Genomic DNA, 24,377 nt, shown 5'->3' with positions numbered 1-24,377 from the left:
CCACGTCCTTTAGTTAAATAGCTTCATTGAACCCGTTGAAACACAGCGCCATCCCAGCGGTACGAATAAACCGCCTGCCGGCCGGTTGAATTGTCATAATGGCTTGACGTAAAGCCCTCTGCGGTTTCGGTCAACTTCACGGAATACCTTGCAGGGCTGCTGATAAACAGCTCCGGAGTCCGCTCAACGATCAGCTCCTGAATAGAGTAATCCTTGTTGATCGTAAAAAGCTTATAAACGTTACCATTGCTTGAGCCGTATTGCCCAATCGTAAAATCCGGATTGCCGTCGCCGTTATAATCACCGAATTCAATCTGAAACAAATCATTAAATTCTAATCCTTCATTATATTGATCACTTAATGGAAAAGTGTGCAGAAGCCCTCCATCTTCACCTGTAATGCTCAGGCGGAAATCGCCGCTCCAGCTTCTGCCCGCAAGCGGTGAGAGTGCATTCCAGTCCTCCCGGTACATGCCTCTGATCAGCTCCAGATTCAAGTATCCGGGTATGCCAGCTACCTGAAGCAGCGGATTACGTGATATGGTGAAGGGACTGTCGATGGCAATGTCCGTCTGCAATGGTACAGCTCCAGCAACTGCCTGCGTCCCGCTGCCAAAAATGACCGCCCGCAGCCTGTCGGCATACTTGGCCGGTATGGTATACCCTGTACTGCTCCTGTCTGCTGACAGCAGCAAGCCCGGATTGCCGGCGGCTCCACCAAGCGCCAAAATATAATCCTCGGTATATCCGTCACCATAAGTGAGCTTCATCCGAAAATCAGCATCATAATCCAAGTCTCCCGGTATCCTTTTGCTCTGGTTCATGGCATCAGCAACATCTTTAATAAATACGGTATCGGTAAAGGACCTGGAATCAAACGGGACAGCCGTCTTCTCATGATCCAAAGCATGATAAACAAGCGAAACCTCACTGATCCACCGGGCATTAATATAACCCAAATCATTGGCACAGCCGGATAATACAATAATCAATGACACAGGCACGATAAGCAGAAGCCGTCTCACAGGCTCCACCTCCAAGTCCATATGTATCCTTCCATTATAACAGTCTCCGGCAGCATAATAAAATAAACAGCGTAACCGCCGGGCTGCCAGCCAAAAAAAGACCGGTCCGCAGCGTTAACCTGTCGGATCAGTCTTTTGTCATTCGTAGCTGTATGTGGCTACCGGATAGCTCCAACCGCTTTCAGCCAGGCCTCGGCGATCAGAGCGTGGCCGGCTGGAGAAGGATGAACGCCGTCACCCGCCCAGAAAGCAGGCTCCGCCTTGACTGATGCGGCCGCGAACAAACCGTCCAGCGGGACTAGCACTGCACCGAATTCCCTTGCCAGCGAACGCACCACATGAATTTTCGGGTCCAGATCCGTGCGCCAGCCCTTCCGGTCCTCCGGCACAGGGAGGACGAACGGCTCAACCAGCACCAGCCTGGCATCCGTCGCCGCCTTGGTCCGTTCAATCAGATCCCGGTAAGCGGCTTCAAATTCTGCTGCTGTTGTCTCAAAGCCTGAATCATACCAGCGCCATGTATCATTGATTCCGATATAGACCGATACCCAATCCGGCTTCAGCTCCAGGCAATCCTTGTCCCAGCGGCGCTGCAGATCGGTCACCCGGTTGCCGTTAATCCCGCGGTTATATACCGTCAGCTTCTTCTCCGGATACTGCAGCCCAAGCCGGGCGGCTGCCATCAGAGCGTAACCGCTTCCAAGCGACCCGGCATCATTGTAATCCCGTCCGCAGTCCGTAATGCTGTCGCCGATAAATACGATCACGTCATTGTCTTTGAACCCCATATCTCAAATCCTCCTATACGGAATTAGATTGATATAAACAAGGCTATTATAGCAAAGGGAGAAGAATAGTACAGCGGATATTTTCCATAACCCGGAAATACAATAACAAGCTGACTAAAACACAAAACCCCCTCATATCTCCTGTGCCTGTACTGGCATGCATGCTTCAGGATGATTGAGGGGGCTGTATAGATGCCTTTAAGGATTACAGCGCGGCTAAGAATTAATAAGCCAGACTGAACAGGCCTTTAATGTGAGTCAGGTAACGGATATTGCTGGCTTCCTTCATCATGGTTGCAGGAAGGCCTTTGAGCGGAGTCGAGCTGCCTCCGATAATAGCTACCCCGTCTTTACGGCCAAGGCTGGCAAGCGTCCCCGAGTTGATCGGGCTGAAGGTTTCCAGCGTCTTGTTGTTCAGGGCTGCATACAGATTGTATCCGATCAGCTCACCCATCTGCCATGCGATCTGGGCAGTAGGCGGATATGGACGGCCGTCAGCCGCGAAGTAAACGGCGCTGTCTCCGGCGACGAATACATCCTTGTGCGAGGTGGACTGCAGATAATCATTGACAGTCGCCCGTCCGCGGTTGACCTCAAGCCCGGATTCGCCGACCAGCGGATTACCCTGTACCCCTCCGGTCCAGACGAAAGTATTGGCAACGATCTTTTGTCCATCCTTGAGGTCAATGGTATTGCCTTCAACGTTGGTTACAGCAAGGCCTGTCAGGAACTGTACTCCGCGTGCTTCAAGGCTGGCTGTCGCACGCTCGATCAGGTGATCCGGCAGTACCGGCAGAATCTTAGGACCGGCTTCAACGAGCAGAAGCTTGATTTCCTTAGGATCAACCCCGTACTTTCTGGTCAGCTTAGGCAGTACATCGGCAATTTCACCAACCAGCTCGACACCGGTAAGGCCGCCGCCGCCGATCAGAATGGTTGCATCCGCCGGATTTTTGCTTTTCGCATATTCAGCGATTTTATTTTCAATGTGGGCATGAATGTTCTTGGCATCCTCTGCCGATTTCAAGACCATGCTGTACTGCTCAAGGCCCGGAATTCCGAAATAAGCGGTTATGCTGCCAAGGCCGACAACCAGCGCATCATAAGACAGGGTTGAGCCGTCAGTCAGGCTGATCTGCTTGTTGTCCACAGAGAACGATTTTACCTTGGCGATTTTGAGATCAATATCCTTGCCGGCAAACAGCTTAACGAGCGGCATGGCAATGGCCTTCTCCGCGATGCTGCCGGCAGCCAGGCGGTGAAGCTCCGTAATGATCTGATGGGTCGGGTATTGATTGACCACGGTAACTTTTGCTTCTGCTTTGCTCATATATTTACGTACAGTCAGCGCGCTCAGCAAGCCGCCGTACCCTGCACCCAGAATTACGATATGTTTTGACATTCTATTTCCTCCGTCCATACATGTGTGATAATTTGGTATTCAGGCTATTTCTGCGTGCTGCGTTCGCCGCTGACTTGAAGATAAGCGTTCATGAAACGAAGCATCTTCTGCACTTGAGGGTCCTTGATCATTTTCATCATGCCAAACAGGCTGATGTTTTCCGTACTTGCCTCGGCCCGGTCTTTTGCTTCAATAATGGTAGCTGCCATGTTTTTAACCGACCCTACAACCGGCTCGGCAATTTCTTTAATAGCACCAACTGTATCATTCTTGAGTACCTCATCCGTTGCAACCGCCTGTACAAAATCAAAGGATTTCGATAATACTCCGACCATTTGGGTAAGCTTAGGCAGCTCCTGCACCAGCAGCGTCAGCGATTCCTGAACCTCCGGCTTCAGCAGCTGCTCCAGCAGATCCTCCTTTGGGTTCTTTGCTGCGGCTGCCGCTTGCTCCTGTTCAGGCACTGTTTGCGTAATCGTTTCTGACATTTTAGTCTCTCCTTCACATTGACATAACTGCGTTTTTCTAATCTAACTCACAAAGTCAGTGTGCCTATTATACCACCGTTCTTGTTAAATATGTCACAAAGTTTTTACCCGTTTAACCTTATTTTGTGATAATAATCACTTCTATAATGTCGTTTTCTCGAATTTTCTTCTTTTTATAAAAAAATTTATGAATCCATGCTTAAAAGCATTGACGATCCACACACACCATGCTATCTTTAGCAAGTAACTAAATGTAAGTTTATTATAAAACATCAGCTATTGATTTTTATTAACCAATACATAAGCTAACGGAGGCATAACAATGAGTACTTTTTCAGATTTAGTTCAAGCCCGCAGATCCGCCATGAATTTTGTTGAAGGTGTTACGATTACCAAATCAGAGCTGGAGGAGATGTTCTCCCTTGCCCGCCTGGCTCCTTCCAGCAACAATCTGCAGCACACCCATTACAAGGTGATTACCGATCCGGCCGTCAAGGAGCAGATCCGGAAGGATGCTTATAATCAGTATAAGGTACATACCGCTTCTGCTGTGATTGTCGTGTATGGGGACAAAAATGCCTACCTGCAGGCGCCGGAGATCTACAGCGGTCTGAAGCTGCTCGGCGCCATGAGCCAGGAGGAATACGACAGCACCATCCAGTCTATCAACGATGCTTATGAAGGCAACGAAGCCTTCCAGCGCGATGAAGCAATCCGCAATGCCTCCCTCTCCGCTATGCAGTTCATGCTGATTGCCAAGGACAGAGGCTGGGATACATGCCCGATGATCGGATTTGTACCGGAGGCGGTCAATGCAACACTCCAAGTGCCGGACAATCTTGTTCCCGTCCTGATGATAACAATCGGCAAGGACAACAAGCACAAAATCAGACCGCGCGGCTACCGCAAGCCTGTTAATGAATTCGTGGAATTCATCTGATTCTGCTCCTGCTGTATGAATTGTAGGATATGCCAAAAAGCCCTCCGTCATGACGCGGAAGGCTTTTTTTCTGTTCAGCTCTCCTCTAAAAAACGGATGAACTGCTTTAATGGCCGGGATTGCTTTCTGCCCTGCTTTACTATAAAGCTGACCCTGACCGGATCCGGAAGCTCCTCCATTTGAACGGACTGCAGCTCCTTACGGCTGTAGGCAATGTCTGCCGGAATAACGCTGATCCCCAGTCCGTCATTAACCGCCTGCAGAATTGCTTCCAGGGAGTCAAATTCCATAACTGTCTGGTTGATTGACTCCTTTTTTTTCATATAAACATCCAATAACTTCCTTCTATACACGCAGTTCTGATCACTGTTAATGATCAAATGATGCCCGAGAAGCTCATTACTATGCTCACCAGGTTTGGGGGAAATGACCACGACTCTTTCATCATAAGTATATACCGGTGTAAAGAGAACGTTATTGAATGTACCATTTACAAAAACCCCCTCTACCTCCCCGTACTGGAGCATTTCCTGTAACCGCTCCGCACGATCCGTTTTCATCCTGATATCGATCCTGTTATCCTGCAAAAAGGAAGACAATAACCGGGGAATACGGACAGCAGAGAGCGTCTGCGGAGCACCTATAGCCAGTGTAGTTTTCCATTTTTCCGGGTTGACTGACGATCTGGCCTCCTCCATTAAGCCTAAAATTTGATCGGTGTAGTCCAGCAATCTGCTTCCCTCCTCAGTCAGGGTCACCCCACGGTTATTGCGGCTGAATAAAGGGACACCTAGTTCAACCTCCAGATTTTTTATCCGCTGGCTGATGTTCGACTGGACGTAATCTAATCTATCAGCCGCTTTGGAAATAGACTGCAGCTCCGCAACAGCTTTAAAAATCCTTAAATCCTGGCTTTCCATACAATAGCCGCACCTTTCGCTGATATCATTCAGAATGATACCCGTTTCATTTTTCCGAATTATACCTTACATCCGCGTAAAAGTATAATGTTCCTGAATAAATCTGAAGCGGGGATGATCAGCTATGGAATTAAATAATAAAGTGATTCTCGTTACCGGCGGCGGAACGGGTGTGGGAAGAGCAACGGCATTAAAGCTGGCTGCCAGAGGAGCCATTGTCGCTGTAAATTACAGCCGGTCTGAAAAAGAAGCTCTCGCGGTCGTTCAGGAGATTGAAAGTTCGGGTGGAAGAGGTTTTGCGTATAAAGCGGATGTCGCGTCCGCAAATGAAGTTGATGCCATGGTTGCCTACATTGCCGGGGTTTATGGAACCATTGACGGCCTGGTGAATAACGCCAGTATTACAGCGCAGATTGCGATGGACAACCTGGATGATGTGACGGATGAGGTGTGGGATTCGCTTTTTAATGTCAATGTGAAAGGGATGTTCCATTGTGTAAAGGCAGTAGTCCCTTATATGAAAAAGCAAAAATCCGGCGCCATCGTAAATCTGGGCAGTGTCGCCGGATTTACCGGAATTGGCTCTTCTATCCCGTATGCAGCGACCAAATCAGCCATCCACACGATGACAAAATCGCTGGCCATCGCGCTTGCGCCTTACATCAGAGTGAACAGCATTGCTCCAGGCGCTGTCGATACCAGATGGTGGGCAGGCAACGAGGAACGGATGCACCAGCTTGCCGGAAAATTGCCGCTGCAGAGAATTTCTACGCCAGACGATATTGCCGGGGCTGTTCTTTTTCAGCTGACGCAGGATTCTGTTACCGGGCAGGTGTTTACTGTCGATAACGGGCAGACGTTATGAGGGTAATCTTATGACAAACCGGACACTCTACCTGTAAACCAGGGTGAGGTGTACACGATGATTCTATCAAGATTGTTCATAATTATAGTTGTATCTGCTGCACTGAGCTTGTCGTCTCCAACGCGGTTATTCGCTGAACCTGTTCACAATAAACCGCTAAGTGATTCCGGCGAACTCAGAGTGCAGGATATGCTGATGAATTTTCTAACTCCGCATATCAATGCTGCTGTACAGGATTATTACCGGCAATTATTGCTGGAGCCGCCGCTTGTGTATCCGTATTTTGTTCAAATAACCGGTTCAGAGCGGTTAAACGGTTTTCGCGGCTTCAGGTTGTCCGTAACACTCGACGCTACGCCTGTTGTCGGACCCCATATTCCTGTAGGAGAAGACAGGTTAACGTTTGAAATCTCAGCAGGCCCTGAGGTCAAACTGGTTCATTACACGCACTTAAAAAGCTATCCGCTCCCTCCGCACTGGCAGTACATTGTGAAGAAGCCTGCGCGATAACCGGGCTATCCGGGAAGTTAGTCGAGAATTCAATTGAGGGGTGGCCGCACCTAGCGGCTGCTGCCCCCTGCAGATTTCCTGATCCCTTGCTATTGCCCTATTTTGCGTATTGCAGGATGGCGATAGCCGCCCGCTCACGCCGGTCGGCGTCTTCCGAATGCAGCGCTTCTTTCAGGACAGCCACAGCTTTGAGAACCGTTACCTCATCCACCAGCGCACGTTTTCCTCCAGCAGTTGTTTCGGCCGGGCCCGTCCCTTCAATCCACAGCTCCATTCTGGCCGCCGGCAAGGTGCCGCGGTACCGGGAGATCCGGGCCTCCTCTGCCAGCAGTTCAGCAGCTTCCGGGTTCAGCGCGCTTTGCGGAATGCTCTTCAGCCAGGTTACGCCCCGGCGGTGGCAGCGTCCATCATCTGTTGTATCATAAGTGTCGTCGTAGAAATAATCTCCCAAATCACCAAGATGCACCCACTGCCCGTTGGCAACCAGCACATAATCCCCGTCCTGCATCTCATGCACGAACAGATTCAGATCGGCCACTGCCGTCTCAAGCTCCTGCCCCTGATAAGCCCCGCTCTTCAGCAGCCTGACCAGCATTTCCTCCGGACTGGCCGCTTCCAGATTTCCGGTGCCCGGATACCCGATACAAATATAGTTATTCTCCAGAAACTCCGCAATCCGCTCTATGCCCAGCGGCGATGTTTTCATCTGAAACAGCTTCATTGAAACGCCTCCTCTATTTGCTACATTATACATGATAGATCCCATTAGATATTACCCAGGGTACAAGCCGCGAATGATGAAAAACTAAGAACACAGCAGAATAATAGCGCTTACAAGAGGATGAATTGAAAAATAGTACCATTTTTAAGGATTAGCGCTTTTTACAACCCAGTCCTCCCCGGGTATACTAAAGACATCAACTCAAGGGAACCTTACACCGCTAGAAGGAACGTCTGACGGGCAGCAACATTTTATCCGCAGCAATCCTGAGCAGCTGTAATCCCTGGGCTTGAGACTATATCTTTGATTCTGGCGCTAAAGCTTTCAATCCATCCCCGAACGAAATGGTATGAGCTTCTTAAAGCTCGAATGTTAAACAGCAGTCCACTCGTGGCAGAGGATGAATTAGAGAAGATTTACCGCTCAGGATAGGCAAATTTACTGCCGCCTCGGACGATTTCTACCCGGCTGAGTTCAAAGAGTGTAGGATAAGGAGTCTGAGCATAACATGGGTATAGTGCAAACAATGTAAGCCTCTATTATTGATGCAAATCAATGATAGGGGTTTACTTGTGTTTCAGCCACTATTTTCCCTGCAGACCGGGCAGCTGTCCAGTCACATCCCCTAAGGCATGAATATTCTGGTTATTATGCCTATGTCTGAAACCGGGATAACCATATGCAGGGATGTGATCATGATGAACAGCAGGATCTGGAGACAAAAAAGCACAGTGGTAACGCAGTTATCCGCAGAAACAGAAAATCCACCGGGCAGTTCCAGCTTTAAGAGCAAGTCACTTAGTCAAAAGCGCACTGACAGCAGCCCGAGAGTACCAGGAAAAAGGTTAAAGCCCACAATTGTCAGGTCTTCACGCACTGGCAAACCATTGAAGCGCTCAAGCGGCACTACCCATCGCACCGGAAAACGTCTCAACCGATCAACCAGTCCCTCCTGTAGCCCTGGAAAACACCGTAAACGCTCACCCCAAACGCTCCTTCGTGCCTCAAAACGCCTGAAACGCCCAGCCGGCAGCGCAAAACCCGCAAATTCTTACATTTACCGGGACCCCCGGTATGGCTTCACGCTAAAGCTCCCCCGCTCCTGGAAAATCTATACTACGGTTGAGCGGAGCAACCGGCTGGAGGATGCAGACTACGGCGTATTTTTCCGGTTTAAATACAAGGGGAAATTATATGATGATGTCCTGAGCCTGTTCGTCTTCAAAATGACCCTGAAGCAGTGGCATGACGAAGGATATGACGATTCTCCATACAGCTTCCTGGCCGCCCGGGGCGGAAGAATTTATGCCTACACGGTGCCGGAGGAGCTGCCCGATGAGTTCCTCAACAAATCCGGTGACGACTATGATTATAAGAAATACGGCCGCGAGATCCGCCTGCTGAAGCGCATGGTCAATGACGAAGTTCCGCTGATCGTAAAAACCTTTACCCTAAAACGCCGGCCCGGGCGCTGAACATTATCGCCGTCTGTCACAGAACCACCCTTGCTATACAAAAAGAATGAGGCAGCTGAACCCCTTCAGCCGCCTCTTTGCCGTTAGTGAGTCAGTGTAAATTCATCCAGTCTATTGCCGTCCACATCGTAGGCCTGGTAACTCAGCACCTTGCCGCTGACGGTAATACCCGCGAACATCGCCTTGTTGTTCTGAAAATGCACAGCATGGTAGAACTGGTCCTCTTTTTTCTCATTGAACTTGTTGCCGGAAGCATTCGTAACTACATAGACAGTACCTTTGGCCGCCCCTGCCGTCTTTTGCTTCTCCGTGACAACCTTCCCGCCCAGCAGCGGATAAGACCGCGAATACTCATGGTTATGCCCCTGCAGCACCAGATCAACCCCGTATTTATCAAAAAGCTCTACCCAGTCATCCAGCTTCTTGTAGGTATTGCCTCCATAAGCCGGACGGTGCATCGCAACGATTTTCCAGGCTTTGTCCGTGCCGGCCAGATCCTTCTTCAGCCATTCAGCCTGCTTTTTCAAATTGCTCTCCGTGTTCAGTACGGTAACATGCACCGGACCATAGTCGAAGGAGTACGATGTACCGGCAATTGATCCTTTGGCCCCGTTATCCGGGACGTTGAAATGGGAAGTGAATTCGGCCGCTTGTTCATCCACTTCATCGTGGTTGCCGGTTACAGGCATCAGGGGAATACGGGTAACGAGACTGTCAACATTGCTGAAAAAGCTGTTCCACGCTTCAGAATCCTCTGCTTCCTCCGTAAAATCCCCATTGTGCACAATAAACTGTGCCGCCGGGAAGGTCTGGAACGCCTTGTTCAGTGTCCGCCCCCACACCGCAAAATCCGCTGCCGTTATCCCTTGCGAATCGGTCACATTAATAAAGGCTACCTCGTCAGTCTCCGCTTCCGACGTGGTGAAGCTGGCTGCAGCACTCCACTCCCCCTCCTCTCCTGAGCCTGCCCTGTAGGTGTACACCGTACCCGGCTCAAGCCCGCTGACTTCCGCTTTATGTACGCCTCTTTTTCCAGCATCTGTCTTAATCGTTGTATCTTCCGCCTGCACCCTGATTACTGAAGTACCGTCAAAAGAGGCATTCTCCCCCCTTACAACCTCCACCCGCCCGGAAGCGGCAGCATCCTCTGTGTACCACGTAAAAGCACGGCTCGTTCCCGCATCCCCCTTAAACGTAGTTACCAGATTAAACGGGGTTCCCGGTAACCGCCCGGCTTCTGCCCGCTCCGCCTTCAGTCTTTCGAACGCTACTGCTGCCACTATTAACACTAAAAGAATAATTCCGATGATGAGCAACATTTTCAAATCCTTCACTCGGGTCCCTCCTGAAAGCTACTTTACTGTGTTTACAAAGATAGCCTCCATTAAGCCTCAAAGTCAACTTCACCATAATAATTGTGTTCAGAATTCACGACTTTTGTTAACGCAGTGTAAAAACTTTCAGCTAACGTTCAGCCGGATTTAAGACAATCATAAGGTCTGTCCCGTACGATGGGTTCAGTTCATGATCTTTATTTAGAGAGAAACGAGGTGTGAAATGAGTAAAAAGCTGCAATTCCGGCATGAGCTGAAATTTTTTATCAACCATCATCAATATCTGATCCTGCGCCAGCGCCTGCACAGCCTGATGGATGCGGACCAGAATGCGGATGAAGGCGGGGAGTATCATATCCGGAGCCTTTATTTTGATGATATGCACAATACAGCACTGGCTGAGAAGCTCGGGGGTCTCAGGGAACGCGCCAAATACCGGATCCGCATCTATAACGTTCAGGATCATGTCATCCACTTCGAGAAAAAAATCAAAAGGGACGATTACATCGCCAAAATCAAAGAGCCGCTCACCCGCGAAATGTACGACCAGATTATGGCCGGCAATTACGAGGTGCTGAATGTTCCCGGCAGTCCGCTGTTCATGGAGCTGTACAACGAAATGCGTCATAACCTGCTGCGTCCGAAGGTAATCGTCGATTACGTGCGCGAGCCTTACGTCTGCAATAACGGCAATGTGCGGATTACGTTTGACAAGGAGCTGCGGACCGGGCTGCATGCTACGGATATTTTTGATCAGGAGCTGCGGCCTGTCCGGGCGCTGGATGAGAACTTTATCATCTTTGAGGTCAAATTTGACGAGTACATTCCGGAATACATCCGGATTGCGCTGCAGTTGGAAGGCTTGAACCGGCAGTCGGCTTCGAAGTATGTGATTTGCCGTAAATTTTTGAAGACCAACACTTGGGAGGATTATTAATAATGAGCTTTGTATCTACTCTGGCTGCTGCAGGAACAACGGCGGCACAAGCCAACGACACAGCAACAACCTTTTCGGATATGATCAAAAATTCGGTGCTGGACAATTTTGTATCCGATATCAGCATCTCCAAAATCCTGATCACACTCGGAGTTGCTTTTCTGATCGGCTTCTTTATTTACCTGCTGTATAAGCGGGTGTTCAGCGGAGTGCTCTACTCCAAAAGCTTCAACGTTTCGCTCATGGGCATGACCCTGATCACTGCTACCGTCATTATCGCGATTAACTCCAACCTGGTGCTGTCACTCGGGATGGTCGGTGCCCTGTCCATTGTCCGGTTCAGAACGCCGATCAAAGATCCGACGGATCTGATCTTTCTGTTCTGGGCGGCGGTTGCAGGAATTGTGACCGGGGCGGGCTTTTTCACGCTGGCTATCGTCGGGTCGGTCATTATCGGCCTGATTCTGTTCCTGTTCATCAAACGTTCGTCCGTGGAAACACCTTACCTGCTGGTTATTAACTGCGAAGGTGATGACAGCGAACGCGAGGTGCATAGCCACCTGAATAAATCCGTGAAACGCTACAATGTGAAGCAAAAAACCGTCACCAAAGGCAATATCGAGCTGACACTGGAGCTTCGGCTGAACGACAAGGAAGGCGGCTTCGTTAATACCGTCTCTGATATTACCGGTGTCAGAAATGCCCTGCTGATCAGCTACAGCGGCGACTACGTATCCTAAGGAAAGGCGGTGCCGAAATGAAAGCAAGAGGTAAGCCGTTCCTCCTCATGGTGTGCTGCCTGCTGCTGGCTGCCGCATTGGCCGGGTGTCAGCCGGATAATAACGATGCGGATGGAAATGCGCAGGACCGGGTGGTCTCGAATAAGGAGCAGAGTCTGGATGCTGAGGTGTTTCCTAAGGACAAGGTTGTTGATGTACGGATCACGATTGACCCGGACGATTTCCAGGATATGCTGGACAATGCCAGCGCCGAGGAATACAAAGCAGCATCGGTTGAATACAACGGGATCAAAATGGACAATGTCGGCATCCGGACTAAAGGCAACTTAAGTCTGCGCAGTGTTGTGCAGATGAGCGATTCGGACCGATACAGCTTCAAGATTTCTTTTGACGAATATGTAAATCAGAACCTGTTCGGGATTACCAAAATCAACCTTAACAACAACTACAGTGATGCCTCTTATATGCGCGAGTTTCTCACCTATGAGCTTGCCGGGACCATGGGCCTGCCGACGCCAAAATACTCCTTCGTTAACATCTATGTCAACGATGAGCTGAAGGGCTTCTACCTAGCGGTGGAACAGATCGGCGATGCTTATCTGGAGCGCAACTTCGGCAACTCCTACGGCGCGTTGTATAAGGGTGTAATGACCGGTCAAGGCAGCGACCTGACCTGGCTTGGAGATGATTCCTCCCTCTATACAGGCCTCGAGATGAAGTCAGAGAAATCGAACGATGATATTCTGCTGGACATGCTGGATGAGCTGAACAACGGCACCGACTATGAAAAATACATCAACGTCGATAACGCGCTCGGCTACATCGCGCTGAATGCCGTGACCGGCAATATGGACAGCTATCTCGGCAGCAACAAGCAGAACTATTATCTGTACGAGGATGACGGCGTCTTCTCGATTCTGCCATGGGACTACAACATGGCCTTTGGCGGTATGGGCGGCTCCGACGTCCTGATCGACGAGCCGACCCAAGGCGCACTCGCCGAGCGTCCGCTGATAGCGAAGCTGCTGGCGAATGACGAGTACAAGGCAAAGTATCATGCGATTATCCGGCAGATGATCGATGGATACCTGCAGGACGACACCTTCCAGGCCCGGATGGATGAGCTCGATCAGATGATCTCCAGCCACGTGAAGGCTGATCCTTCCGCCTTCTATACGTTTGAGCAATATGAGAGCGGCGTCCAATCCGTGAAGACCTTCATGTCCACAATGGCCGCCAGCGTCTCCGGCCAGCTCGACGGCACTATCGCCTCTAGCGGCGACGGCTCCGGCAGCGGCGGAGGCATGGGCGGCTTTGGCGGCGGCGGTATGGGTGGCGGCGCAGGTATGGGCGGCGGCGGGTTTGGTGCCGCGCCGGGCGGTGGCGCTGGGGCGCAGGGCCTGGCGCCGGCGCAGGGCGATGGCGGCACGGCGCAGAGCGGTGCCGCGCAGCAAGGGCAGGCGCCGGCGCAAGGGCAGAGCTGGCCGGACGGCCAGTATGGCGGCCCGGGCGGCGTGCCGGGCGCCATGGGCGGACCGGCCATCCCCGAGGGCGGCAACGGCCCCGGCGGGGACATGGCCGGTGGCGGCATGGGCGGCGGCATGGGCGGTGGCTTCGGCGGCGGCATGGGCGGTGGCTTCGGCGGCGGCATGGGCGGCGGTTTTGGTGGCGGCGACTTCGGCGGCGCACCAGGCAGCGCCCAGCAGCAAGGCAGCACCAGTGAAGCCATTACAACTGGCGTAGCGATTATTGTTCTCCTTCTCGCCGCGGCGTTCATTACGTTTTATAAACGGAAACGGCTCTAGATTCGCCAGTTTGCATGGTAACACTAGATAAAAAAGAATACACCTCGGACGATTTCCCGTCTGAGGTGTATTTATGTTTTTCCAAGCGCATGCACATTTAGTTGGATTTTCGTCACCTAATTTTATAATTTCCTATAATTTCTAAGATTTAGGTGGAAAATCATCACTTATTTTTGCCCCAAAGACCCTTTTGCCGCGAAAACAGTGAAATTAAGTGTCCTTTTTCCATCTAATGTTCTCTCACCTGCAGTTTAATAAGAATTAGATGGCGAATTTCCACTTAGTATTAATCTGCCGATCTGCATACTATAATTCAGCTTCATCAACCGGCACTATTATCTTTGAATTTGGAAAAATCCGTACAGCGTACTGTTTACCAGTGTGTACCTCAACGTATCCCGGAGCTAATTTATATGTACTAATCACACTATTATCATCAACCAAAACTTTGTCCATGGATCGGTACTCTGACTGACGGCTTAATACAGCAACATTTGCTTCCTGATATCCTGAGATAATATCCTTTGTTAACAGATATGTGTTCTGAGCTGAAATAATGATCAATAAAACGGCAAACGATGCTACAAGAAAAAGCACAGCTTTTTTCCATGCCTTAGTTATTACTTGTTTAAAGCGAATGATGGATAACGGTAATTCAACAGTCAGCGCATATAGGACAAACAATCCTCCAAACATCTCAAACAGTAATATCCGTCTTTCGAATGAAGCGTATTTAACTAATGAGCACAGGTGCCTTTTATTCTTTGGCTGTTTCTTGAAAAATGTTGCTACAAAGAGTGGAAAATGTAAAAATGATACTAAAACATTAAGGTGGTTGCCTGAATGAAGGAATGTCCTTTTTGCAATCTTGATTTAGTAGAACAACAACAAGTGATAATTCAGAATGAACATTGTCTTTTCCTACAAACTCCACAAGAAGTTTTAATTGGTTCAGGACTAATTGTTCCAATTAAACATCGAGAAACAGTTTTCGACTTAACGGAAGAAGAGTGGTCTGCAACATATTCTTTATTACAAGAAGTAAAATCTATCTTGGATGAAAAACATCAAGCAGATGGGTATAACATTGGATGGAACTGTAATGCTGTTGGTGGTCAGCACATCGTGCATTCACACCTGCATGTTATCCCTCGATTTAGTGATGAACCCTATGCTGGAAAAGGGATTAGACACTGGCTAAAAAGTGTAGATAACAAGCGAAATACATCATCCCGATTTAAATGACAATATCGTGTTGAAATTTGGTTTTTGGCACGATGCCAATAGAATTGCATTTGCAACTGTCTTTTCATCCTGGTTTTTATTCAGTTCACCATTCACTCCTAAATAAATGTTATTAAGAATAAGAAAATTCATCAATAATTTCTAACACTTCGATTCTTCCATTAATCAGCAACTCGGGAAGTTCGTTGTTTTTATTGCCTTTCCAATATTCTCTGGCCTGTTCGATTTTTTGGGAGAATGGAGCACCGTCCTCCTTTGGTAAAAGACTGCCGTCACCTTCAAATACAGTCCCGACAACCCGAAGTTTCACTATCTGCAAAACCCTTCGATGGTAAGAACCAAATAGTTCTTTCCATTTCAGAGCGTCTTGGTAGCTTTTCGCAGCGTATAAGCAAGACAACCGCGAAGGAAAATCAGGATATTCTTGCAGTCTTACCATTTCAACAATTACTTCTCTAATAGCCCGAATAGTTTGTCCTACATACTTAACAGCGACATCAGCATCTTCTTTATCCAGCTTTAATCCATGATTAGTAATTTGACTTTCCAAGATATGAAGAAAATCTTCACCCTTAGAATTCAGCTGTTCTTTCTCAAAAAAGAAATGATACAACGTATTTTTTTGATTATTGTCAAAGCAAATGATTTGACCCAAGTCCATTCTTTTCCTAGTTACAAGGTGATAAGCATACAATTCTCTTTCTTGCATTAACCTGCCCCCTAAATGTTTAGATAGGTAGATTCGGCATATGCCTTCCTGCTTTAGCTTAATCATACCTAGAAACGGTAGCTCGTTTTATCTATTCTTCATCCGATCTATTACTGATTGACAGCTGCTATTATGACATTTATTTTCATTTTAGTTTGCCAAGATAATGCGTATAGTTCCATTCTTTGGGACGCTCTTAAAAAGGCCACCAATCGCAGGATCTCTCCATTATTTTTGTTTCCCCCTCCCCTCTTTATTTCATTGTGAATTAATAAATTTGTGGCATTCATTGTTATCCTGCATGCTGGAGTGTTACTAGTTCTTTTCAAAGCAGGAATTCAACTTACGAATCGCTCATTTATATTAACACATTTTGGAATTTTTCAACTCGTTAAATTAGGAGGCTGATCTCGGTGGAGGCATGCAGAAATTACGCCAGTTAATAGTCAAATGTCTGTATGAGGTATTAAAAATCCAGACAGCTGCTCACTAACACTGGACAAACTCCAGAAGAGAGTTCTACCACCGCTCCGCCTCTAGGCACCTCACAAATACCTGACGCATACTGTAGGGTATAGCCTACCGGGCGACAACGTGAAAGGAAGTGGATGTGTGGCTGCACGGACTTTAAGATATTTTGCAGGCGGCAATACGGCTCTTGGTTTCTATAATTTGTTCGAATCGAATCTCCAGGGACTCCAGCGGATCTATATTTTGAAAGGCGGTCCCGGCACCGGAAAGTCATCTTTGATGAAAACAATCGGCTCGGAGTGGGCGGAGCGTGGTTACGATATAGAGCTGATCCATTGTTCATCCGATAAGGATTCGATTGATGCGGTCATTATCCCGGCGCTTAGTGTAGGCATTGTTGACGGCACTGCGCCTCATGTCATTGAACCTAAAGCTCCGGGAGCTGTTGAAGAATATGTGAACCTGGGCGAGGCCTGGGACTCGGCAGCACTCATCAGTCAAAGAGAGATCATCGGCGAGATTAATCAGAGGGTTGCGGATTCCTATAAAGCAGCGTACAGCGGGTTTGCAGAAGCCTTAAAAATTCATGATGAGTGGGAGAAAATTTATTTTGAGCATATGGATTTTGACAAAGCGAATCAATTAACAGCCGGGATACTTAAGCAGCTTTTTGGCGAAACCAGTATTCCTAAGAGTGCTATCGTTAAGCACCGGTTTCTGGGAGCAGCGACACCTGCCGGGGCGGTTGATTTTGTGCCTAATTTGACCGAAGGGCTGTCCAGACGGTTCTTCATTAAAGGCCGGGCAGGTACAGGTAAATCCACTATGCTCAAAAAGATCGCAGCCGAAGCGGAGCAACGTAGCCTGGATACAGAAATCTATCATTGCGGATTTGATCCCCATAGTCTGGATATGGTTATTGTGCGTGAGCTTGGTTTTGCGATCTTCGACAGCACCAGTCCGCACGAATATTTTCCGGACCGGGAAGGAGACGTGATCATCGATACGTATGAAACCGTTGTCGCAGAAGGAACGGATGAGCGTTATGCCGGACAGCTAGCTGAAGTGAGCACCCAATATAAAGCCAAAATGAAGGAGGCCATAGCCGCTCTGGCCGAGGCGAAGGTGCACCGGGATCAGTTAGAGAAGATTTATGTCACCGCCATGGATTTCCGCGTGGTGGATGCGCTGACGAACCGTGTACGTACTGAGCTGTTGGAGTGGTCTGCAAGTCGGGAAGGATGAATTGTTGATAACAGTACTTGAACAAAAAGTCTTTAACGGATACCACTTTAGGTTTAGAGGATACGAAGTTAATGAAGATTCAACTACATTCCTATAAATGCTGAAATATCAATTGAGAATTGTTGTAATGTTTCTTGTAAAACTGCAAATATAAATAAAAGTAAAACAGAAAACAATATGTATTTCAGGGATCTAAATGAGGCTAGGTATAACGGCTGTTTTTCCTCAGCTAAATAATAAATCCCGTTGCCACCGATTAACATTAAGCAAAAAGAAATTAACTTTATGGGAATCAAATAATACCAATGTGGAATACCAGTCCCATTTAATGAAATTATGTACCCAACAAGGTAAAGCGGTATGTAATATCTCCACCTTTTATTAATTTGATTCCCTTCTTTCTTTTTAAAACTTATCTCGTTAAACCTAATTCGACCGCTTGAACTCTATTATTTTATCAAAATGATATTATACCCTTTACATGATTATGTGTAATCCCATTTGTTTTACTGAACAATGTTACATCGGCTCCTGGCCTATGATTTCAAATGCGATCTGGCTGCAAAATAAGCTAAAAATATTATCATCATATTCAACAACAACTTTGAATCTTATATCCTCCAGCTGGTCTTTAGAAATATCCGTGATATCAAAGTATAACCAGCATATTAATCCCGGTAGCCTTCCTACTTCCAGATCCTTCACCCCTGTAAATGTTATCGATAATTGTTCATCGTAATCAAAAGTTGACTGGGCTAGGGTAATTTGCAAAGTCACTTGGAATTCATCTATTTCTGTACCACGTGATAAATTAAATGAAGTTAAATAACCGAAGTTTCTTTGCGCTTGATCAAAATCGGATATGAGAGCTTTGTATTTGTTCACTGCACATATTCTCCTTTAATTATTCGCAGTAAGAACAGATCAGGGACCTTGATAGATTATAATTTCACGCTGATTTTCTCATACTACCTCCTGACCATCTCAATACATCAGCGGACTATCACGGCCCTACGTTTAAATAGATTAATGAACAGATTCACGAATAGTCCGAGAAGCACACCTATAGTCATATCGTTAATAAAAACCATCTTAATCATAAATCCAAACTCAATAGTCTCACCCATGATCCAAGGAATTACAGTGACTATAAGCCAAAAAACAACATTCCCTAAAAATACTATTAAACAATGACGAATCAGGTTTTCTCTATGAAGAATAGTAATTGGAATCGATAATAATATAATCAATAGAAAATCCAGACTAAAATATCCATAATCAACAACTCGCCCTAACGTTTTGTAATCGTGGTTATATGCATACATAGATAATTCCATATACAACATAAAAGCAACAGGATAGAGCACCGCTGTAATTATTGAAGTATAGATCGGCTTTTTCATTTATTTGCTCCTTAATTGCCTTGGGTACGATGATTTCAGCTTTTTGTTTTAAATATGAATCCCGTATTTCAAATACTGTGCTTTAATCATGTCATTATTCATTTCCTCTGTCCGCACCTTGACTCCCTGATCCAGAAACGGCTTTAAGCTTGTCCCCAGTAGCTCCTGAAAATCCCCCTCAATGTTCTCAGTAACCATTAATTCAATAGTCTCAGGGCTTTCAACTACACTTATTCAATATCATTTGAATACTGCGGATCAGATTCATGAAGATCATATTCCAAATATAAAAACTCATCCCTGCCTGCAAAAGCAAACACAAGATCCATCAAAAAACTCGAACTATCTTCTGACGCCGGAATAATATTACTCAGATAATGAACGTTCATTATCCCTTTATCCTTCGTACTAATATTTCACATATAATCAAGTGCCAATGCTTGGCACGCAAAACCTAACCGACTGATACATTCAATCAGTTCAATAATAAAATAATCAGTAGCAATCTGACTGTTTCTGAAGGTTAGCGCGTATCCATATTTTTCACGGGAATAATCAACCACTCCTTGTTCATACAGAAATTCAGCTAATAAACCTCCTGTTGTTCCAAGCAAAAATAATGTTAAATCCTCTTCACTTGGACGGGCCTTATATGTATGTATAAATTTTAAAATGGCTTAAAAACAGTTTGATCTATAGCTCTTATCATCAATAATTTGATTTAATTTCTCATTAGAGATGCACCACGGATCGCCTAATACTTGTTCTGCATTCAGTTTATTTGGTTCGATATTGATTTCCTTTGACGGTCTATTCGCAAAAAAAGTGTTCTTCTCGTCCGCTATCTTATACTTTGGAAGTTCACTCTCAAATTCGATGTCATGGATATTCATTCACAACTCTCCTTGGTTACTCCTACATATCAGTAGATTAATACCTTAACGCCCTGTTCCAGAAACGGTTTGAGCTTTGTTTTGAGCAGCTTCTGAAAGCTACCCTCTCCATACTCGGTAACCATTAATTCAATGGATTCCATGCTTTCCACTACCAGAAGTCTGTACTTGCATGATTCCATGTCTCTATCTCTTTCCAGTACGATACAATTAATCATAAAATTATTACCGATAATTGATTTTGCTTCTTCTTTATTTTTGGGATAATAACAGATTCGGTTAACCGTGTCTTCGAAGTTCTCAACGTCCTTATAAGGAAATGAATTTATGTACGAATAACCATACTCGAAATACAACTTGTCCCCTTCTTCAAGAAAGCCGTATACAACATTCACCAGGAAATCCATACCGTTACTACGCCCCGTAAAAATATTATCCAGATAATATTTTGGCATTCGGCTCTCCTCTCTCACCAATCGCAAGTTCTTAGTCCAATTGTTCACACTGTACCCGCTCAACCCGCAATCCTGCATGTTTAAAGACCGGCAATATTCTTTCCAGGTACCAGCTAAAATCAGTAATATCAATATCACCGTGAGCTTGAATATTTTTTCTGGCTATCGACAGATTGAATCCGATCTGATTCGTGTTAAAGATCAGCATATCGCATCCAATTTCCGAATCCCTTCGTAACAGCTGGATACCCACGATTTCTTGTTGTGCCTGTTTCATTTCAATGATATTCATGATATGGGCGCTATCCACTGCTTCACTCAGCCAATTAAAATTGTCTCCATCACCTAAAGGCAGAAATGTGACTTCCCCGTTACGGCCTGTGTAATTCCAGCCTTCTTTTGCAAGTTGCCGGATTAAGTCCGTGGCTGATAAATTGGCGCTACTGTGTTCACTTAAATAAATATCAATCCATGCAGATATGGACATCATCCATCCTCCACCCCAATTTATCGTCCAAAATACTCACTTAGCTCACTATCACTAACAGGTTTTATTTTCTCAAAGTACTTTCGACGGTATAGATTTTCTATTACAAATACTATCTCCTCTTTATTCACTTCACTAACCAGGATCAAATTTGGATCTATTGAATAGAAACCGTAATTCTCAACTTCCGATTCAAAATCCTGTTGAAGACGCACACTATCATAGACCACTACATTAAAAAGCCCATCCGCTAATTTTACATAGACATCATTTCGGAATCCCTTGTTCACAGCCTCATACTCTGCAAGTTCCGTATCCTCTAAAAAATATACTTTAACCTCGCTCATACCTAGTCCCCTGTCTTAGTCCCTTCTCCTGTATCATATCCAGAACATACCTCGACTTTAATTTCCTTACAGAGATGTAATCTGTATTAAGAAAATCTAATATATCCTGAAGCACTAATCGGATCTCATCGGTCTCAGTATTTTTCTTATTAAGAATAAATTTTGTGTATATACTATATTCTTCACAAGTAAAACTGGATTGTATAAACGGTCTTACATATCGGCGTTTAAAAGGATACGTCCAGCTTGCCGAGAAAAACTGTTCTATAATACTATTATTTATCTCTCCTATCGGCTGATCGAAAGTTAGGGTAATTGCAATTTGATCTCCTTTTTGGATAACCGTCCCCGGTGGGGAATAAAGCTTATCGATGTCATCAATATGATGTCCCTCATTTTTCCACCTCTACTTTTTGCTACAATAACGCCCATCAAAAACCCTTACCCTCAATTGCACAATATACAATAGATTTCAATAAAACCACTATGATAAAACGGTTCTGTTGCATTTTATACATCAGAATCTTGCATTATTGGCTTTTTCGCCACGTTCCTATGTAATCAATTGTATGAAATACAATAGAATGAGATTTAAGTCCACACTGAGCTGATTCTGTTGTACAAAATACAATCACAACTCCCAAGCCTTTCTGCCATGCCCCACATATTACCAATGTATCCAATCCCCGATCTTTACACAACAAAAAACTGCGGACACTCCATCCTGTTACAGGATAAAGCCATCCGCAGTTACTTATCTTTTCACCGTTATTCCGTTGTTTTCCCAACAGCCCGTCTATCCGGTATTCTGAAACCGCCTTACTCCTTCTTCCCCCGCAGCAGCGCAATCGCCGACAGCAGGAAGGCCAGCAAGGAAATCCCCAGCGTAATATACACCATTGGCGAGGTGCTTCCTGACTGTTCTGCGTTCTCCATGATTGCCTCATGCTCATCCATCGTCATGGAGCCGGAGTGTGCCGAACCTGTTCCCCCGTGGGAATGGCTGTCGCCGCCGGCTGCGGCCTGGACGATCGCAGTAACGGAGTGCGGACTTTCGCTGCCTTCTTCACCGGACCACTGGACCAGACTGCCGTCAGCATAATGCTGGTAGGCATCCCAGGCGATATCACCGGCGGTATCCGGGTTCTTGGCTGTGAAGGTGAAGCGCTGGAACTGGCCGGCCAGAATGCCGTCCCCGGAAGCGATCCAGCTGATTTTGTTACCATCGACGGTTACGGTCCAGCCGGGCACAGCTTCATATTGCTTGAACTCGGCGCCTTCCGGCATGCGCAGGTCGATTTGTGTGGTGGCAATGTCTTTTTCCGATGGTACCTTGAGCGTGTAGGTCTCCCAAGCACCTGTGGTGGATTCGGCCGGTGATACAGTTACATGAGCGCTGGCTACCGCGGCGAATAGGGATAGTGCAGCTGCCATCGGGGTAGCGAGTGTCAGTAGTTTACGAAGCAGTTTATTCAAGTTGGTTCCCCCTCAATGGATGTTCTTTATCTTCTGTTATGATTTATCTTTTGCGCGGAAAATCCCGCTCCCTCGGGGTAAGTCCCTGCTCCAGGGCATAACGGGTCAGCTGTGTACGGTTCTGGAGCTGCAGCTTCTGCAAAATATTCTTAAGATGGTTTTTGACCGTGTGCTCGGAGATCCCGAGAGTGGCTGCAATCTCCTTATTTGTGGAGCCTGAGGATACACAGCCCAGTATTTCCTTCTCGCGCGCCGTTAATGCTTCCCGCTCCTCTTTGACCGAGGTTACCGCAAACTCCTTCAGAATCTGAAAAGCCAGCTCCCGGCTCAGCGGAACCTCCTCGCTGACAATCGCCAGCAAATATTCGATCCAGGTTGACGGGGCCAGATTCTTCAGCAAGTATCCCTGTGCGCCCTGCTTCAGCGCTTCGAACAGATAAGAGATTTCATCCGAGACGGTAACGATGACGATCCGGACATACGGATATTCCAGCTTGATGCGCCTCGTCGTCTCCAGCCCGTCCATTCCCGGCATTTCAATGTCGATCAGGATCAGGTCCGGCATCCACTGCCCGGTCATAACGATGGCCTCAGCTCCGCTGCCCACTGCCCCGATTACTTCAAAACGTTCATCCAGCGATACGATTTCTGTCATGGCTTCACGCGCATGTGCATGGTCATCGACGATCATCACCCGGCAGCGGTTCATCCGCCAGCCCTCCCTTCGCAATTTCCACTGTCGTTCCGTCAGGGCCGGACATCAGACCGAGACGCCAGCCCATACTTTCCGCCCGCTCCCGCATAATCTGCAGACCATAGCTGCCGGCCACCTTAAAAGGGTCTTCATGCTCTATTCCGGCACCGTCATCGGCTACGCTTACCTTCCAGCTATGCTTATCGCCTGAACTGGCAACTACAACCCGGCCGGCACGCGTATGCTTGCGCACATTGATAATGGCTTCGCGGATGCAGGACAGCAGCTCGGCCTGTTCCTTACTGTTCAGCGCATCCTCCAGCAGATGCCAGTCCAGCGAGACTTCAATCATCACCTCTGCGGCGATTCTGCCCAGCTGCTCCTGCACGGACCGTTCCAGTGAAAAATCCGCACTGCCTGAGACCGGCACCTTCAGGCTGGCGATCGCCTGGCGCACATAGCGGTTGACCTCATGCACTGTTTTTTTAATCTGATCCACGTTCTCTGAGCTGACTGTGCCGTTCTTATGATTCTGCTCCAGCCGGTCAATCCGGACGGACAACAGAAACAAAGACTGCGCCATCCCGTCATGCAGCTCCTTCGCCAGCCCCTCCCGAGCCTCCATTGCCGAGGTAGCCGCCCGCTTCTGCTCCAGCTCCAGCTGATTGCGCTCCATAATCCGGAACAGCGGCAGCAGCAAAACAATGCTGAACACAAATACAAGCACCGGCGTTAAATAATTCCCCATATCCATGGAAATGTACGGCATCAGAAACTGGTGGCGCACGAACTCCCAGATTCCGACCATTAACGTGGGTATCAGCAGAATCAGCAGCTTAATTCTTGTATACGTTGCCGTCCCCTCCTCAAAACCTGTTTCTAACAGTATCACGGTCTGCCCGTCCCCGGCATGACTCTTTCGGGCTATACCTTAACATTAAATGTTACAAAATTAAGTATTTTAAAAATGGTCTGACATACTCCGCAGATCGCCTGGCCGCC

Annotated in this window: 29 protein-coding genes; 9 read left to right on the top strand and 20 right to left on the bottom strand. The window is 47.2% G+C overall.

What is annotated here, in order from left to right; translation table 11 throughout:
- Positions 1–23 precede the first annotated feature (23 nt).
- The 4 genes from AC4G46_RS13150 to AC4G46_RS13135 form a co-directional block, all read right to left on the bottom strand.
- The gene (locus AC4G46_RS13150) at positions 24–1,025 is read right to left on the bottom strand and encodes a YhfM domain-containing protein (protein WP_491128327.1); all 1,002 of its coding nucleotides are present in this window, start codon (positions 1,023–1,025) and stop codon (positions 24–26) included.
- A 158-nt stretch (positions 1,026–1,183) separates the two neighbouring features.
- Positions 1,184–1,813 (bottom strand): SGNH/GDSL hydrolase family protein, encoded by a 630-nt coding sequence (locus tag AC4G46_RS13145; protein ID WP_491128326.1) that lies wholly within the window; start codon positions 1,811–1,813, stop codon positions 1,184–1,186.
- Between the two features lie 223 nt (positions 1,814–2,036).
- Positions 2,037–3,215, bottom strand: a complete 1,179-nt coding sequence (locus AC4G46_RS13140; RefSeq protein WP_491128325.1) for an NAD(P)/FAD-dependent oxidoreductase — start codon at positions 3,213–3,215, stop codon at positions 2,037–2,039.
- 44 nt (positions 3,216–3,259) lie between these two features.
- On the bottom strand, positions 3,260–3,703 hold the full coding sequence (locus AC4G46_RS13135; protein WP_491128324.1) for a DUF1641 domain-containing protein: 444 nt from the start codon (positions 3,701–3,703) through the stop codon (positions 3,260–3,262).
- 322 nt (positions 3,704–4,025) lie between these two features.
- Here AC4G46_RS13135 and AC4G46_RS13130 point away from each other — a divergent pair, with 322 nt between their 5' ends.
- Entirely contained in the window at positions 4,026–4,643 is a 618-nt protein-coding gene (locus AC4G46_RS13130; RefSeq protein ID WP_491128323.1) for a nitroreductase family protein, read from the top strand.
- Between the two features lie 74 nt (positions 4,644–4,717).
- Here AC4G46_RS13130 and AC4G46_RS13125 read toward each other — a convergent pair whose 3' ends face one another.
- Positions 4,718–5,563: a LysR family transcriptional regulator gene (locus AC4G46_RS13125; RefSeq protein ID WP_491128322.1), complete on the bottom strand. Its 846-nt coding sequence runs from the start codon at positions 5,561–5,563 to the stop codon at positions 4,718–4,720.
- A gap of 124 nt (positions 5,564–5,687) precedes the next feature.
- On the opposite strand from AC4G46_RS13125, the gene AC4G46_RS13120 reads away from it, so the two are divergent.
- The gene (locus AC4G46_RS13120; RefSeq protein WP_491128321.1) at positions 5,688–6,428 is read left to right on the top strand and encodes an SDR family NAD(P)-dependent oxidoreductase; all 741 of its coding nucleotides are present in this window, start codon (positions 5,688–5,690) and stop codon (positions 6,426–6,428) included.
- 57 nt (positions 6,429–6,485) lie between these two features.
- Positions 6,486–6,938: a DUF3888 domain-containing protein gene (locus AC4G46_RS13115; protein ID WP_491128320.1), complete on the top strand. Its 453-nt coding sequence runs from the start codon at positions 6,486–6,488 to the stop codon at positions 6,936–6,938.
- Between the two features lie 97 nt (positions 6,939–7,035).
- Here the strand turns inward: AC4G46_RS13115 and AC4G46_RS13110 are convergent, their stop codons facing one another.
- Positions 7,036–7,659, bottom strand: coding sequence for a DUF8426 domain-containing protein (locus tag AC4G46_RS13110; RefSeq protein WP_491128319.1), 624 nt, complete (start codon positions 7,657–7,659; stop codon positions 7,036–7,038).
- Positions 7,660–8,885: 1,226 nt separating this feature from the next.
- Here AC4G46_RS13110 and AC4G46_RS13105 point away from each other — a divergent pair.
- Entirely contained in the window at positions 8,886–9,134 is a 249-nt protein-coding gene (locus AC4G46_RS13105; protein WP_491128318.1) for a hypothetical protein, read from the top strand.
- An 83-nt stretch (positions 9,135–9,217) separates the two neighbouring features.
- Here AC4G46_RS13105 and AC4G46_RS13100 read toward each other — a convergent pair whose 3' ends face one another.
- Positions 9,218–10,468, bottom strand: a complete 1,251-nt coding sequence (locus AC4G46_RS13100; RefSeq protein ID WP_491128317.1) for a purple acid phosphatase family protein — start codon at positions 10,466–10,468, stop codon at positions 9,218–9,220.
- A 223-nt stretch (positions 10,469–10,691) separates the two neighbouring features.
- On the opposite strand from AC4G46_RS13100, the gene AC4G46_RS13095 reads away from it, so the two are divergent.
- Genes AC4G46_RS13095 through AC4G46_RS13085 form a run of 3 tightly spaced genes read left to right on the top strand, consistent with a single transcriptional unit; the run spans position 10,692 to position 13,950 of the window.
- Positions 10,692–11,405 carry a polyphosphate polymerase domain-containing protein gene (locus AC4G46_RS13095; RefSeq protein WP_491128316.1) on the top strand — a complete coding sequence of 238 codons (714 nt, stop codon included), beginning with the start codon at positions 10,692–10,694 and terminating at the stop codon, positions 11,403–11,405.
- A 2-nt stretch (positions 11,406–11,407) separates the two neighbouring features.
- Entirely contained in the window at positions 11,408–12,145 is a 738-nt protein-coding gene (locus AC4G46_RS13090; protein WP_491128315.1) for a DUF4956 domain-containing protein, read from the top strand.
- 17 nt (positions 12,146–12,162) lie between these two features.
- Positions 12,163–13,950: a CotH kinase family protein gene (locus AC4G46_RS13085; RefSeq protein ID WP_491128314.1), complete on the top strand. Its 1,788-nt coding sequence runs from the start codon at positions 12,163–12,165 to the stop codon at positions 13,948–13,950.
- 306 nt (positions 13,951–14,256) lie between these two features.
- Here AC4G46_RS13085 and AC4G46_RS13080 read toward each other — a convergent pair whose 3' ends face one another.
- A complete protein-coding gene (locus AC4G46_RS13080; protein WP_491128313.1) occupies positions 14,257–14,646 on the bottom strand; it encodes a hypothetical protein in 390 nt (129 codons plus the stop codon).
- A 147-nt stretch (positions 14,647–14,793) separates the two neighbouring features.
- Here AC4G46_RS13080 and AC4G46_RS13075 point away from each other — a divergent pair, with 147 nt between their 5' ends.
- On the top strand, positions 14,794–15,195 hold the full coding sequence (locus AC4G46_RS13075; protein ID WP_491128312.1) for an HIT family protein: 402 nt from the start codon (positions 14,794–14,796) through the stop codon (positions 15,193–15,195).
- Positions 15,196–15,307: 112 nt separating this feature from the next.
- On the opposite strand, the gene AC4G46_RS13070 is transcribed toward AC4G46_RS13075, so the two are convergent.
- Positions 15,308–15,904: a DUF2441 domain-containing protein gene (locus tag AC4G46_RS13070; RefSeq protein ID WP_491128311.1), complete on the bottom strand. Its 597-nt coding sequence runs from the start codon at positions 15,902–15,904 to the stop codon at positions 15,308–15,310.
- A gap of 612 nt (positions 15,905–16,516) precedes the next feature.
- Between AC4G46_RS13070 and AC4G46_RS13065 the strand changes: the two genes are divergently transcribed.
- The gene (locus AC4G46_RS13065; RefSeq protein ID WP_491128310.1) at positions 16,517–17,620 is read left to right on the top strand and encodes a PRK06851 family protein; all 1,104 of its coding nucleotides are present in this window, start codon (positions 16,517–16,519) and stop codon (positions 17,618–17,620) included.
- A 519-nt stretch (positions 17,621–18,139) separates the two neighbouring features.
- Here AC4G46_RS13065 and AC4G46_RS13060 read toward each other — a convergent pair.
- The 11 genes from AC4G46_RS13060 to AC4G46_RS13010 form a co-directional block, all read right to left on the bottom strand.
- Positions 18,140–18,505: a hypothetical protein gene (locus tag AC4G46_RS13060; protein WP_491128309.1), complete on the bottom strand. Its 366-nt coding sequence runs from the start codon at positions 18,503–18,505 to the stop codon at positions 18,140–18,142.
- 107 nt (positions 18,506–18,612) lie between these two features.
- A complete protein-coding gene (locus AC4G46_RS13055; RefSeq protein ID WP_491128308.1) occupies positions 18,613–19,023 on the bottom strand; it encodes a hypothetical protein in 411 nt (136 codons plus the stop codon).
- Positions 19,024–19,071: 48 nt separating this feature from the next.
- Entirely contained in the window at positions 19,072–19,221 is a 150-nt protein-coding gene (locus AC4G46_RS13050; protein ID WP_491128307.1) for a hypothetical protein, read from the bottom strand.
- 32 nt (positions 19,222–19,253) lie between these two features.
- On the bottom strand, positions 19,254–19,412 hold the full coding sequence (locus AC4G46_RS13045; RefSeq protein WP_491128306.1) for a hypothetical protein: 159 nt from the start codon (positions 19,410–19,412) through the stop codon (positions 19,254–19,256).
- Positions 19,413–19,700: 288 nt separating this feature from the next.
- A complete protein-coding gene (locus AC4G46_RS13040; RefSeq protein WP_491128305.1) occupies positions 19,701–19,916 on the bottom strand; it encodes a hypothetical protein in 216 nt (71 codons plus the stop codon).
- A 29-nt stretch (positions 19,917–19,945) separates the two neighbouring features.
- A complete protein-coding gene (locus tag AC4G46_RS13035) occupies positions 19,946–20,371 on the bottom strand; it encodes a hypothetical protein (RefSeq protein ID WP_491128304.1) in 426 nt (141 codons plus the stop codon).
- 31 nt (positions 20,372–20,402) lie between these two features.
- The gene (locus AC4G46_RS13030; RefSeq protein WP_491128303.1) at positions 20,403–20,861 is read right to left on the bottom strand and encodes a hypothetical protein; all 459 of its coding nucleotides are present in this window, start codon (positions 20,859–20,861) and stop codon (positions 20,403–20,405) included.
- A 17-nt stretch (positions 20,862–20,878) separates the two neighbouring features.
- On the bottom strand, positions 20,879–21,205 hold the full coding sequence (locus AC4G46_RS13025; RefSeq protein WP_491128302.1) for a hypothetical protein: 327 nt from the start codon (positions 21,203–21,205) through the stop codon (positions 20,879–20,881).
- A gap of 819 nt (positions 21,206–22,024) precedes the next feature.
- A complete protein-coding gene (locus AC4G46_RS13020) occupies positions 22,025–22,681 on the bottom strand; it encodes a YcnI family copper-binding membrane protein (protein WP_491128301.1) in 657 nt (218 codons plus the stop codon).
- 43 nt (positions 22,682–22,724) lie between these two features.
- Entirely contained in the window at positions 22,725–23,390 is a 666-nt protein-coding gene (locus AC4G46_RS13015) for a response regulator (protein WP_491128300.1), read from the bottom strand.
- Positions 23,359–24,267 carry a sensor histidine kinase gene (locus AC4G46_RS13010; protein ID WP_491128299.1) on the bottom strand — a complete coding sequence of 303 codons (909 nt, stop codon included), beginning with the start codon at positions 24,265–24,267 and terminating at the stop codon, positions 23,359–23,361. Before AC4G46_RS13010 ends, AC4G46_RS13015 begins: the two co-directional genes overlap by 32 nt.
- Positions 24,268–24,377: the final 110 nt, after the last annotated feature.

This window comes from Paenibacillus sp. fava2, assembly GCF_058313675.1.
This window is presented reverse-complemented; position numbering and strand designations above follow the sequence as displayed.

Bases quoted from the DNA above. Each gene is read 5' to 3' on its own strand.
- AC4G46_RS13075 (WP_491128312.1), top strand. From the start codon at position 14,794: ATGAAGGAATGTCCTTTTTGCAATCTTGATTTAGTAGAACAACAACAA.
- AC4G46_RS13015 (WP_491128300.1), bottom strand. From the start codon at position 23,390: ATGAACCGCTGCCGGGTGATGATCGTCGATGACCATGCACATGCGCGT.
- AC4G46_RS13110 (WP_491128319.1), bottom strand. From the start codon at position 7,659: ATGAAGCTGTTTCAGATGAAAACATCGCCGCTGGGCATAGAGCGGATT.
- AC4G46_RS13120 (WP_491128321.1), top strand. From the start codon at position 5,688: ATGGAATTAAATAATAAAGTGATTCTCGTTACCGGCGGCGGAACGGGT.
- AC4G46_RS13070 (WP_491128311.1), bottom strand. From the start codon at position 15,904: ATGCAAGAAAGAGAATTGTATGCTTATCACCTTGTAACTAGGAAAAGA.
- AC4G46_RS13050 (WP_491128307.1), bottom strand. From the start codon at position 19,221: ATGGTTACTGAGAACATTGAGGGGGATTTTCAGGAGCTACTGGGGACA.
- AC4G46_RS13115 (WP_491128320.1), top strand. From the start codon at position 6,486: ATGATTCTATCAAGATTGTTCATAATTATAGTTGTATCTGCTGCACTG.
- AC4G46_RS13030 (WP_491128303.1), bottom strand. From the start codon at position 20,861: ATGATGTCCATATCTGCATGGATTGATATTTATTTAAGTGAACACAGT.
- AC4G46_RS13035 (WP_491128304.1), bottom strand. From the start codon at position 20,371: ATGCCAAAATATTATCTGGATAATATTTTTACGGGGCGTAGTAACGGT.
- AC4G46_RS13090 (WP_491128315.1), top strand. From the start codon at position 11,408: ATGAGCTTTGTATCTACTCTGGCTGCTGCAGGAACAACGGCGGCACAA.
- AC4G46_RS13125 (WP_491128322.1), bottom strand. From the start codon at position 5,563: ATGGAAAGCCAGGATTTAAGGATTTTTAAAGCTGTTGCGGAGCTGCAG.
- AC4G46_RS13085 (WP_491128314.1), top strand. From the start codon at position 12,163: ATGAAAGCAAGAGGTAAGCCGTTCCTCCTCATGGTGTGCTGCCTGCTG.
- AC4G46_RS13140 (WP_491128325.1), bottom strand. From the start codon at position 3,215: ATGTCAAAACATATCGTAATTCTGGGTGCAGGGTACGGCGGCTTGCTG.
- AC4G46_RS13040 (WP_491128305.1), bottom strand. From the start codon at position 19,916: ATGAATATCCATGACATCGAATTTGAGAGTGAACTTCCAAAGTATAAG.
- AC4G46_RS13145 (WP_491128326.1), bottom strand. From the start codon at position 1,813: ATGGGGTTCAAAGACAATGACGTGATCGTATTTATCGGCGACAGCATT.
- AC4G46_RS13130 (WP_491128323.1), top strand. From the start codon at position 4,026: ATGAGTACTTTTTCAGATTTAGTTCAAGCCCGCAGATCCGCCATGAAT.
- AC4G46_RS13080 (WP_491128313.1), bottom strand. From the start codon at position 14,646: ATGTTTGGAGGATTGTTTGTCCTATATGCGCTGACTGTTGAATTACCG.
- AC4G46_RS13055 (WP_491128308.1), bottom strand. From the start codon at position 19,023: ATGAAAAAGCCGATCTATACTTCAATAATTACAGCGGTGCTCTATCCT.
- AC4G46_RS13105 (WP_491128318.1), top strand. From the start codon at position 8,886: ATGACCCTGAAGCAGTGGCATGACGAAGGATATGACGATTCTCCATAC.
- AC4G46_RS13135 (WP_491128324.1), bottom strand. From the start codon at position 3,703: ATGTCAGAAACGATTACGCAAACAGTGCCTGAACAGGAGCAAGCGGCA.
- AC4G46_RS13095 (WP_491128316.1), top strand. From the start codon at position 10,692: ATGAGTAAAAAGCTGCAATTCCGGCATGAGCTGAAATTTTTTATCAAC.
- AC4G46_RS13025 (WP_491128302.1), bottom strand. From the start codon at position 21,205: ATGAGCGAGGTTAAAGTATATTTTTTAGAGGATACGGAACTTGCAGAG.
- AC4G46_RS13045 (WP_491128306.1), bottom strand. From the start codon at position 19,412: ATGAACGTTCATTATCTGAGTAATATTATTCCGGCGTCAGAAGATAGT.